General features: G+C 55.3%; 1 protein-coding gene and 1 pseudogene. Both read right to left on the bottom strand.

Going from position 1 to position 501, the window contains the following annotated elements; all coding sequences use genetic code 11:
* Positions 1-123, bottom strand: a 123-nt coding sequence (locus ABD481_RS47310; protein ID WP_344672411.1) for a DnaB-like helicase N-terminal domain-containing protein, incomplete at its 3' end; no start/stop codon positions are given.
* 4 nt (positions 124-127) lie between these two features.
* A pseudogene (locus ABD481_RS47305) lies at positions 128-501 on the bottom strand (DNA replication protein); the annotation flags it as partial.

Below are 501 nucleotides of genomic sequence, written 5' to 3'. Positions count from 1 at the left end.
CGCGTAGAACGATTCTGGCTTGAGAATCGAAAGCACCTTCTGAGTACGCTCACTGTTGTCATCGTCAAGCAGGAGCCCGCCCAGCACGCTCTGCTCTGCTTCAATGCTGTGCGGAGGGGTCATGAAATCAGAGGTCATCACAGGCCCCCTCGCGCGTTTTGGCGTAGACATCGACGTTCAGGAAGTATTCCAGCGACTTGCGGCGCCAGGTTTTCCCGGTGCGCTGATCAGGGCGATTCTCAAGCATCCAGCGGCAGTTACTGGCGATGTAGCTCAGGTAAGACTCCCAGTCGGCCAGGGTAAAGCTGTGGCCATCAAGCTGACGGGTAATTTTGTTGGCTTTCTGCCAGAACGAGCGGATCAGGTTGCGGCGCTTATCAGTGAGGACCCTGATCCCCTGCGCTTCCGGTAGCACCTGGTGATAAACATCGACAACCTGCTCACAGCTGAGGGACTGTTTTTTAGGTTCGGATTTTGGTGACGCTGATGCACTCTCTTCTA

It is taken from the genome of Catenulispora yoronensis (genome assembly GCF_039531695.1).
In the GTDB taxonomy this organism is placed as follows: Bacteria; Actinomycetota; Actinomycetes; order Streptomycetales; family Catenulisporaceae; genus Catenulispora; species Catenulispora yoronensis.
This window is presented reverse-complemented; position numbering and strand designations above follow the sequence as displayed.